Origin of the sequence: Streptomyces sp. NPDC012935 (genome assembly GCF_042900345.1) — a bacterium.
Classification (GTDB): Bacteria; Actinomycetota; Actinomycetes; order Streptomycetales; family Streptomycetaceae; genus Streptomyces.
In genome coordinates this window covers 446,920-457,018 of record NZ_JBIBBC010000006.1, presented here as the reverse complement: position 1 = coordinate 457,018, position 10,099 = coordinate 446,920, and the positions used below count along the sequence as shown (strand labels likewise).

Annotated in this window: 6 protein-coding genes; 1 reads left to right on the top strand and 5 read right to left on the bottom strand. The window is 71.7% G+C overall.

What is annotated here, in order from left to right:
- Window positions 1-192: 192 nt before the first annotated feature.
- The 3 genes from ACFY5C_RS18495 to ACFY5C_RS18485 form a co-directional block, all read right to left on the bottom strand.
- Window positions 193-1,557: a phosphomannomutase/phosphoglucomutase gene (locus ACFY5C_RS18495; protein ID WP_389445425.1), complete on the bottom strand. Its 1,365-nt coding sequence runs from the start codon at window positions 1,555-1,557 to the stop codon at window positions 193-195.
- A gap of 113 nt (window positions 1,558-1,670) precedes the next feature.
- On the bottom strand, window positions 1,671-3,287 hold the full coding sequence (locus ACFY5C_RS18490; protein ID WP_389445482.1) for an L-lactate permease: 1,617 nt from the start codon (window positions 3,285-3,287) through the stop codon (window positions 1,671-1,673).
- A 213-nt stretch (window positions 3,288-3,500) separates the two neighbouring features.
- Window positions 3,501-3,878 (bottom strand): DUF3499 domain-containing protein, encoded by a 378-nt coding sequence (locus ACFY5C_RS18485; protein ID WP_030053098.1) that lies wholly within the window; start codon window positions 3,876-3,878, stop codon window positions 3,501-3,503.
- A gap of 343 nt (window positions 3,879-4,221) precedes the next feature.
- Between ACFY5C_RS18485 and ACFY5C_RS18480 the strand changes: the two genes are divergently transcribed.
- Window positions 4,222-4,671 carry a metallopeptidase family protein gene (locus tag ACFY5C_RS18480; protein WP_369276208.1) on the top strand — a complete coding sequence of 150 codons (450 nt, stop codon included), beginning with the start codon at window positions 4,222-4,224 and terminating at the stop codon, window positions 4,669-4,671.
- 140 nt (window positions 4,672-4,811) lie between these two features.
- Here ACFY5C_RS18480 and ACFY5C_RS18475 read toward each other — a convergent pair whose 3' ends face one another.
- Both ACFY5C_RS18475 and ACFY5C_RS18470 read right to left on the bottom strand, forming a co-directional pair.
- Window positions 4,812-6,338 carry a DUF5719 family protein gene (locus tag ACFY5C_RS18475; protein ID WP_389445423.1) on the bottom strand — a complete coding sequence of 509 codons (1,527 nt, stop codon included), beginning with the start codon at window positions 6,336-6,338 and terminating at the stop codon, window positions 4,812-4,814.
- A complete protein-coding gene (locus tag ACFY5C_RS18470; protein WP_389445421.1) occupies window positions 6,335-9,964 on the bottom strand; it encodes a glycosyltransferase family 2 protein in 3,630 nt (1,209 codons plus the stop codon). The genes ACFY5C_RS18475 and ACFY5C_RS18470 overlap by 4 nt, the downstream gene beginning before the upstream one ends.
- Window positions 9,965-10,099 lie beyond the last annotated feature (135 nt).

The following is a 10,099-nucleotide window of genomic DNA, read 5'->3' as shown; positions in this document are numbered from 1 at the left end:
GCCGCCCCCAGACCCCCGCTATCGGCCTGAACGGCCTCGTCCTCAAACGCCGGACGGGCTGAATTTGCCTGCACCGGCGCCGAGAGCCACCGCCTACATACGCGCAGCCCCGGGCCGGTGGGTGGGGGCTAGGGACAGACGGCCCAACCTCGCCCTCCGGTGGACCGGCCGGCCCTCGACCCCGCGTCTCCTTCAGCCTCTGATGATCGCCAATGCCTCGTCCCGTACCTTCGCCATCGTCGCCTCGTCCCGGGCCTCCGCGTTCAGGCGCAGCAGCGGCTCCGTGTTGGACGGGCGGACGTTGAACCACCAGTCGGCGGCCGTGACGGTCAGGCCGTCGAGTTCGTCGAGTTCCACGCCCTCTCGGGCCTGATAGGTGGACTTGATGGCCGCCAGGCGGCCGGCCTGGTCGGCGACGGTGGAGTTGATCTCGCCGGAGCCGGCGTAGCGGTCGTACTGGGCGACCAGTCCGGACAGGGGGCCCTCCTGGCCGCCGAGGGCCGCGAGGACGTGCAGGGCGGCCAGCATGCCGGTGTCGGCGTTCCAGAAGTCCTTGAAGTAGTAGTGGGCGGAGTGCTCACCGCCGAAGATCGCGCCGGTCGTGGCCATCTCGGCCTTGATGAAGGAGTGGCCGACGCGGGTGCGGACCGGCGTGCCGCCGTTCTCCTTGACGACCTCCGGGACCGACCAGGAGGTGATCAGGTTGTGGATGACCGTGCCCTTGCCGCCGTGCTTGGCGAGCTCGCGCGAGGCCACCAGGGCGGTGATGGCGGACGGGGAGACGGGGGCGCCGTTCTCGTCGACGACGAAGCAGCGGTCGGCGTCACCGTCGAAGGCGATGCCCAGGTCGGCGGACTCCTCGCGGACCCGCTTCTGGAGGTCCACGATGTTTGCCGGGTCCAGCGGGTTCGCCTCGTGGTTCGGGAACGTGCCGTCCAGCTCGAAGTACATCGGGACCACGTCCAGGGGGAGGCTTCCGAGCACGGTCGGCACCGTGTGACCCCCCATGCCGTTGCCCGCGTCGACGACGACCTTCAGGGGGCGGATGGCGGTCAGGTCGACGAGGGAGCGCAGGTGGGCCGCGTAGTCATCCAACGTGTCCCGCTGCGTGATCGTTCCCGTCTGTGCGGCCGGCTCCGGGGCGCCCGAGTCGGACCAGCCCTCGACCAGTTCACGGATCTGCGTGAGGCCGGTGTCCTGGCCGACCGGGGCCGCGCCCGCGCGGCACATCTTGATGCCGTTGTACTGGGCCGGGTTGTGCGACGCCGTGAACATCGCGCCAGGGAGATTCAGCGCGCCCGAGGCGTAGTACAGCTGGTCGGTGGAGCACAGGCCGATCTCGGTGACGTCGACGCCCTGGGTCGCCGCACCGCGCGCGAACGCGCGGGACAGACCGGGGGACGAGGGTCGCATGTCGTGCCCGATCACGATCGCGCTCGCGCCGGTCACCCGCACGAAGGCGGCCCCGAAGAGCTCGGCCAGGGACTCGTCCCACTGGTCCGGGACGACCCCGCGGACGTCGTACGCCTTCACGAGCTGTGACAGATCAGCAGCCACGGCCAACCCTCCTGAAAGTCCTATCGGTCACCCCAAACTACCCGCCCGGACTGACACTGCGCTGGGTGACCGCTGAGTGGACTCCCAGCCGTAACCTCAGGTCAGCGCGGAGGTCAGGGCAGCATCCAGCCCAGCACCGGTGAACTCTGGCCGACCACGATCAGGCACATCACCAGCAGCAGGCCCAGACTCCACGGCAGCACGCGCCGCAGCAGGTCCCCTTCCCGGCCCGCGAGGCCCACGGCCGCGCACGCGATCGTGAGGTTCTGCAGCGAGATCATCTTGCCGAGCACACCCCCTGAACTGTTCGCGGCGGCCAGGAGTTCCGGCGACAGTCCCGACTCCTGGGCCGCCGTCACCTGCAGGGCGCCGAACAGCGCGTTGGCCGACGTGTCCGACCCGGACACGGCCACCCCGAACCAGCCCAGCACCGGCGACAGGAAGGCGAGCCCGGCGCCGGCCGCCGCCACGAAGTAGCCGATGGTGGCCGCCTGACCGGAGAGGTTCATGACGTAGGCGAGTGCCAGCACGGACGTCACGGTCAGGATGGCGAACCTCAACTCGTGCACGGTCGCGGCCCACTCCCTGACCGCCACACGCGCGTGCACCCCCAGCACCACCGCCGTGCACACCCCGGCGAGCAGCACGAGCGTGCCGCCGGTGGACACGATCGGCCAGCTGAAGACATTGCCGCTGACCGGCTCCCCGTCCGGGTTCGCGACGTTCAGGAAGGGCCAGTCGAAGGTTCGGGTCGCCCCGGCCAGCCAGTCCTTGACGACCGGAATCTGCGCGATGGAGAAGATCACGACGATCAACGCGTACGGCGCGTAGGCGCGTACGACCTCGCGCCGCGGATCGTCCTCGTCCAGTTCCTCGCTCCGCGACCCGGTCAGCACGGACGCGCGGACGGTCTCGGTGGCGGGCACACGCGCGTGCGGTACGGCGACCAGGGCGCCCGCGCCGGCCAGGGCGGCGCCGATGTCGGCGAGTTGCGCGGAGACGTAGTTGGAGGCGGCGAACTGGGCGATGGCGAAGGCGATTCCGCAGACCAGGGCGGGCACCCAGGTCTCCCGCAGCCCGCGCCGTCCGTCCACGAGCCCGACCAGGACGAGCGGAACGACCAGTGCCAGCAAGGGCGTCTGACGCCCCACGACGGAAGCCACGTCGTGCAACGGCAGTCCGGTGACCTGCGCCAGCGTCACCACGGGCGTTCCCATCGCACCGAAGGCCACCGGCGCGGTGTTGGCGACCAGCGCGACGACCGCCGCGCGCACCGGATCGAACCCGAGCGCCACCAGCATGACCGCGCAGATCGCGACGGGCGCTCCGAACCCGGCCAGGGCCTCCAGCAGAGCCCCGAAGCAGAAGGCGACGACGAGTGCCTGGATCCGGGGATCGTCGGAGAGCCGCCCGAACGACCTGCGCAGGATGTCGAAATGACGTGTGCGGACGGTCATCCGGTACACCCACAGGGCGTTGACGACGATCCACAGGATGGGGAAGAGCCCGAAGGCAGCCCCCTGGGCAGCGCTGGAGAGCGTCTGGCCGAGCGGCATGCCGTACGCGAGCCAGGCGACCAGTACGGCCGCCAGAAGCCCCGTGAGCCCCGCCAGGTGCGCCTTCATCCGGACTCCGCCCAGCAGGACGAGGACGATCACCAGTGGCAGTGCCGCCACGAGCGCGGACAGGCCGAGCGAGCCGGCGACGGGTTCCAGTTCCTGCACGTACACGGGCGCCTCCCCGGGTTCCGCCATGCGGAAAGCGATTTCTCGTTCCGACATGCGGAATGGTCGTGTCCGCGCCAACGACACGTCAATGCTTGTGCATCACTCAACGAAACAAGCACACGAGGAACAGGAAATCCGACTGTTCCGACGGTCAGTTGTCGGAGTCAGTTGCCGGAGTCAGCTGCGGGGGAGTTGTCGGGGGGCAGCTGCCGGGGGTCAGTTGTCGGGCGACCGGAGCACTCGCAGATGCCCACGCCGCGCGACCTCCATCGGGTCGGCCCCACGGCCCCCGCCCCCGCCGGCCTGGGCCGCCCGCTCCTGCGGACGGGCCGCCTCACGCACGGCGTTGGCAAGCGCTTCCAGGTCATCACCGCTGGGACGGGCCGGAGCCGAACCGTCCAACAGCCGCACGACCTCCCACCCACGAGGGGCGGTGAGGCGCTCCGAGTGCTCGGCGCACAGGTCGTAACAGTGGGGTTCGGCGTAGGTGGCGAGCGGGCCGAGGACCGCGGTCGAGTCGGCGTAGACGTACGTCAGCGTCGCGACGGCGGGACGGCCGCAAGCGGTGCGCGAACAGCGACGTACAGGGCTCACGACGTTGGACGGTACCGCACTCTTGAGCGGGCCGCGACGACTCTCCCCCGGCTCACTCCACCGTGTCGTGTTGTGAAACACCCCACACGCCCCTTTCACCCCACCTCGCTGACCTGCACGGGAGCCGCACCCCAAGATCCCGCACACCGCTGAAACCGGTCACCGCTCACCACAAATCCCGTCATTTACCTCGTCATCGACGGTCTCGGAGACATACAGAAACGAGCCCAACCTTGGCTGGAATGGTCATCTGCCGACATGCCGTGCGAGCGGCCGGATGCCGACCTCACCACCCCATGGAGATCGGACAGGCACCGGGGACGAGGACTACCCTTCATCAGTGATGGACACCCCCGTACCGCCCCGCGCCGCCGGCCCCGGGCCCCGCCGCCGTGATCGCCACGGTCGGGGCATGCGCGGCCCGATCGCACCGCCCCAGGTCCCCCTCGCCGCGAGCCGCGCCGACGTCTTTGCCGACCTGGTTCAGGACTCCGTGGAACGCCTCGAACGCCGCTGGCCCCAGCTGGCCGACATGGACTTCCTGGTCCTGGAGGTCCCCCGCCTGGACGGCCCCGGCCGAGCCTGGAACGACGAGGCGGTCCCCTTGGGCGGCACCATCCCCGCCCGGGAGGGCCGCCCGGCACGGGTCGTCATCTACCGCCGCCCGGTAGAGATCCGCACCAAGGGCCGCGACGAGCGGGCAGCCCTGGTCCACGAGGTGGTCGTAGAACAGGTGGCCGAGCTCCTGGGGCTGACACCGGAAACGGTGGACCCCCGCTACGGCGAGGACTGAAGCGCCTGAGGGTGTGGGGTGGCTCAGGGCCGGCAGGGCGTGTCCGCCCTCGGACCGGTGGCCCCCGCTCCCCTCGGACCGCCGGCCCCGCTAAGCGCCCCAGCGAACGGCAACGGGCCACCCGCAGGCATCCGGCCGGCCTACTTCTGCAGGACCGACAAGTCCTCATCCGCCTCCGGCACAGCCACCATCCCCCGATCGTCCGGCAACGTCTGCACAGTGAACCCGGCTACCCCGTCCTCCGTGACCGCCAGCGTCCGGGACGCGTACACCGGCCCACCCGACACCGACTCCACAGTCAGCGCGTACGTGCCCTTCAGCCCGCTCGGCACCGGCACCTCCACGTCCTGAGTGGTGCCGGACTTCACGCTGTACGACCTCGACGCCGCAGCGCCGCCCTCGCTACCCGCCGAAGCTGTGACCTTGACCTTCGCGGCACCGAAGGGCGCGGTCAAAGACAACGTGGTTCCCTTCGCCCGGTTGTCCACCGCCGTCGCGCGTGTACCCGCCGCCCGGCTCGCCGGGATGAACGCCGTCTCCTGCTTGGCTCCCTTCCCACGAACCACCCGCACCGCTGCGACAACCGGCACCGACCGGTCCGTAGGAGTCAGCACCAGCGACCCCGCCTCGCCCTGCATGACGTCACCGAGATCCACCGCGCTGGTCATGCCCGCCTTGACGTGCAACGTCTCGTTCCCGGCAGGCGTGATCAGCCCGGACGGCGAGGCAAGCCGCACCTTCAGATCCGCATCGGCGTCCCCCGGCGTGAAGGCGACCAGCCGCACGGAAGTGGCGTCCTTCGGAATGCCGGGCAGCACCAGACTCCCCGCGGGATCGGCGGACGCCGCCAGCCAGTCCCCACCGAGCTTGTCGTCCAGCGCCTGCACCGAGGCCCCCACCCGGCCGCTGCGCACACTCACATGCACGGTCACGTTGTCCTGCTTCTCACTGGTGAGCGTGGACAGCAGAATCGGCTCACCGGAGTGCGGCTGAACCGTGATCCCCTCCCCCACCGTGGTCTCGAGCGCACCGTCCTTGCCGTACAGCTCGATGTCGACCACGGCGGCGGAGTCGTCGGGGTTGGTCAGGTGCACGTAGTCCGTGCGGTCGGGAGCCGTACTGGCCCCGGGGAACCAGAACTCGGTGTCGGGCGCTGTGCAGTTGACGCCCTGCAGACCACGCCCGGTGCCCGCGGCGACCTCGGTGGTCTCCTGCACGGTCCAGCCGGGCGCGAACTTTCCGTCGGCGGTCCCGATCAGCGCGGGCGAGTCGGCCCCGGACGCATCACCACTGACCGGCTTCCCCGGCTCCTTGCCCTCCAGAACCGGCTTGTCGGCCTCCCCGGCCTTCCCGGCGCCATCGCCCTTGTCGCCCTTGTCGCCCTCGCCGTCCGCTGCGTCGCCCTTCTCCTGCGCCGCGGACTGCAGTTCGGCCTTCCCGGCACTCGCCGTCCCCTTCGTGACGGGCGTGAACGAGGTGTACGTCGTCTCGGCGAGGTCCGAGATGCTCGGCGCCGGACACACCAGGCTCGTACGCTCCACGGGCAGCTCGGCGGCCGCCTTGGCGGTGTTCGTACCGGACGCGTCCGGCGTCGTGAGCGCCGCGAGCCCGGTGACGGCGGCGAGGGCGGTGACGCCGGCGATCAGGGACAGGGTGGTGCGGTTCACTGCTGGCTCCCGTCGGGACGCTCACTGCCGTGCGGATGCTGCTGCGCCGGGTCGTACGTGCCGTCGTAACCCTGCTGGTACGTCTGGTCGTACGACGTGTCGTACGCCGCCGTGGAGGACTCTCCGCCGTACGCGTACGGGTCGTACTGGCCGCCCTGGTACGGATCCGCCTGATACGCCTGGTCGTAGCCGCCCGCCGGGTACTGCTGCCCGCCGTAGTTGCCGTACTCGGCACCTGTGTAACCGGGCGTGTCCCACTCGCCGTAGGACTGCTGCTGGGGAATCGCCGCAGCCGGCGGCTGCGACGGCGGAGCGGGGAACTCGCCTTGCTGACCGGCCTCTTCGGCGTCGGCCTCGGCCTGGGCGCGCAACCGGCGGGCCCGCCGTCCCTCGCCGGCCATCGCTTCGGCCGGGACGACCGGCTCCTCGGGCAGGTCGTCGTCGATGTCACGGCGCCGTCCTGGAAGGGCCATCACGACGAGTACGAGGGCGAGGGAGCCCTGGACCCACAGCCACGCGCTGTGGCCGATCGGGTCGTCGTAGGTGACGTCCAGCCTGCCGCCGCCGGCGGGCAGTTCGAAGCCCTGGGCCCAGCCGTCGACCGTGGTCGCGGTGAGCGGCTTGCCGTCGAGGGTGGCCGTCCAGCCGTCGTCGGCACTGTCGGCGAGCCGCAGGACCCGCCCCTCGGCGCCACTGGAAATCGTGGTGTGGATCTCAACGGGCCCCGCGGCGACGGGCTGAGGCTCACCGGCCCCGGCGACGACTGCCGCCCGCGACACCTGCCGGTCGATCCGCCACAACGCACTGCCGTTCTGCTCACTCAGCCGCGACAGCCCGGGCGTGGCGTCCAGCACGCGCGTGACCTCACGCGGCGCGCCCTTGTGGACGAGGACGTAGCGCACCGCGAACGCGCCCAGCTGGTCGGCCTGGTCCGCGCCGGAGCCGGCGACGAGGTTGGCGACGATCTTGTCGAGCTTGGTGTTCTCCCCGTCGGCGGCGGCGAGCTCGGCGTCGCCGAGGCGGGCGCCGGAGCCACGGACGAGCATGTAGCCGACGTGGGCGGAGGATTCGCTGTCCAGAACGAGGGTGCGTGCCTGGTCGCGGGTGCCGCTCTCCTCGGCGACGAACGCCGGTACCTGCACGGGGTCGCGCCGCTCCAGCGGCCCGTCGGCACCGCCGATCATCCAGCCGGCGGCGACGAGCAGCGGGCCCGCGGCCGCGGCGAAGGCGATCAGCGCGGCGACCGGCTGGCGCCAGCCGAAGCTCTGCTCGGCCACCCGCGCGCGTGCCCCGTCGGCGCCGAGCAGGGCGGCGGCCAGGAGGGCGATGCCGTAGACGAGGGTCGCGGGGCCGGCCCAGGTGGAGCTGTTGGACAGGACCGCGAAGACGAGACCGACGAGGGCGACCGCCCAGGCCGTCCGGATCCCGAACTGGCGCTCGGAGCGCAACAGGGCGGCCAGCGCGGCCAGCACGATGCCGATGAGCATCAGACCGTCGACCGTGCCGGGCCCGCCGGGGCTGGCGCCGAGCAGATCCAGGGCCGACGCGGCGGAGGAGCCGTACTCCAGACCGGCCTCCTGGAAGAAGCCGAACGGGAGCAGCGACAGCGACCAGGGCGCGAGGACCAGCAGGGGCACACCGAGCTGGGCCAGGAAGCGCAGCCCGTACGCGGTGATGTCGGTGCGCCGCACCGCCAGCACCCCGAGCCCGAGGAGCAGGGCGATGGGCCACACGATCGGCGTGAAGGCGGTGGTGATCGTCAGCAGTAGCGCGTACGCCCAGGTCGCGCGCCAACTGCCGCGTGCGCCGGAGCTGTTCGTCAGGCCGCTCGCCGCGATGCCCGCGCGGGCGACGAGCGGCAGCAGGACGGCGAGGACAGCGGTGCCGATGCGGCCGCCGGCGAGCGCGCCGGTGGCGGCGGGCAGGACGGCGTAGACGACGGCGCCCCACGCGCGCAGGAGGCGCGACTCGACGAGCGGGCGGGAGGCGAAGTATGCGGTGAAGCCGGCCAGCGGCACCGAGCAGACGAGCAGGACGGTGACCGCGAGCCCGGTCGATCCCAGCAGCACCGAGGCGAGCATCGCCACGACCGCCAGGTACGGCGGCGCCGCCGGAGTGCCGCCGGCGCCCACCGGGTGCCAGGCGTCCAGGTAATGCGACCACAGCTCCCCGGAGTCGGCCGGAGCGGGCAGCAGGGCACCGCCCGCGAGCGCGCCGCCGCCGAGGAGCTGCCGGCAGGCGATCAGCGAGACGAACAGCAGCACCAGGAAGAGCACCGGACCGGGCTTGCGGGCGATGCGCTTGAGGCGTGCGAACTGCTCTATCTCCAGGAAGTCGGCGTCGTCGCCGCCCGGTCCGGACTCGATCGCGCTGCCGTGCCGTCCGGCGCCGGAGGTCACCTCGGGATCGGAGCGACCCACGAGGCTGCCCGCGACCTGTTCGACGGTGGCCCGCACGGTCGCGCCGGGGGGTGGGAACAGCGCCCGCAGCTCACCCTTGTCGATGACGGGACTCCCGCGCCTGCGCCGCCCGGCGATGATCCGCTCGGGCCGCAGCAACGTGCTCATGAGGCCGCGGATCTCGTCGAGGGCCTGCCCGGGGACCTTGCCCACGAGGTAGGCGAGAGTCCGCAGGACCGTGCCGAGCAGGAGGCGCAGCAGCACCCAGGGAAGCGCGGCCGTACGTGTGTTGACGAGCAGGGTGTAGACGGCGCCCGCCTTGTCGACCTTGTGCGGCGAGGCCGAGGTGCGGCCCACGCAGTCGACGGTGCGGCGCTCGCGGGAGGAGGCCTCGGCGTGTCGTACGACCGCCTCGGGGGCGACGAGGACGCGGTGGCCGGCGGCCGTGGCGCGCCAGCACAGGTCGACGTCGTCACGCATCAGGGGCAGCCGTCGGTCGAAGCCGCCGAGCTGTTCGAAGATGTCGCGGCGGATCAGCATGCCGGCGGTGGACACGGACAGCACGGGCCGTACGTGGTCGTGCTGTCCCTGGTCCTGTTCGCGTCGGTCGAGGCCGGTCCAGCGGCGGCCGGAGTTGGCGATGGTGACGCCGACCTCGAGGAGCTGCCGGCGGTCGTACCAGCCGCGCAGCTTGGGGCCCACCACGGCGACGTCGTCGCGGCCCAGCTCGTACTCGTTCTCCACGACGCGCAGCAGCTGGGCCAGGGCGTCGGGTTCGGGGGCGCAGTCGTCGTGCAGGAGCCACAGCCACTGCACCGGCTCCCCGTGAGGGAGTTCGGGCATGTCGTAGGCGTCGTCGCGCCATGTGCGCGTGACGGGGTCCCAGCCGCTCGGCCGCTTCAGATAGGCCAGCTCGTCCGGGGTGAGGACGGGGGCGGTGCGGTTGGCCTCCTCGACGGCCTGGCCGAATCCGGTGCGCCGGGCGAGGTGCAGTACGCGGTCGGCACCGAGGGTGTCGGTGACCAGCTGGGCGGAGTGGTCCGCGCTGCCGGTGTCGGCGGCCATGGCGAACTGGACGGGGCGCTCCTGGCTCAGCAGCCCGGCGAGCGCATCGGGCAGCCAGCGGGCGCCGTCGTGGGAGACGAGGACCGCGGTCACCACATGACGCGGGAACTCAGGTGTGGCAGCGACGTCGTGATGGGCTGCCGTGTGGCTGTGCACGGACATCGAGGTACGGGCCCCGGTTCGATGGACTGCGGTGGACGCCCGTGCCCCGTGGGGGCAGTGCGGCGTCTCGGACGAGCGACCACACTATCGGCTGGGCATCACGGCGGCCCGCCGCCTGTGGATAACCCACCCGCG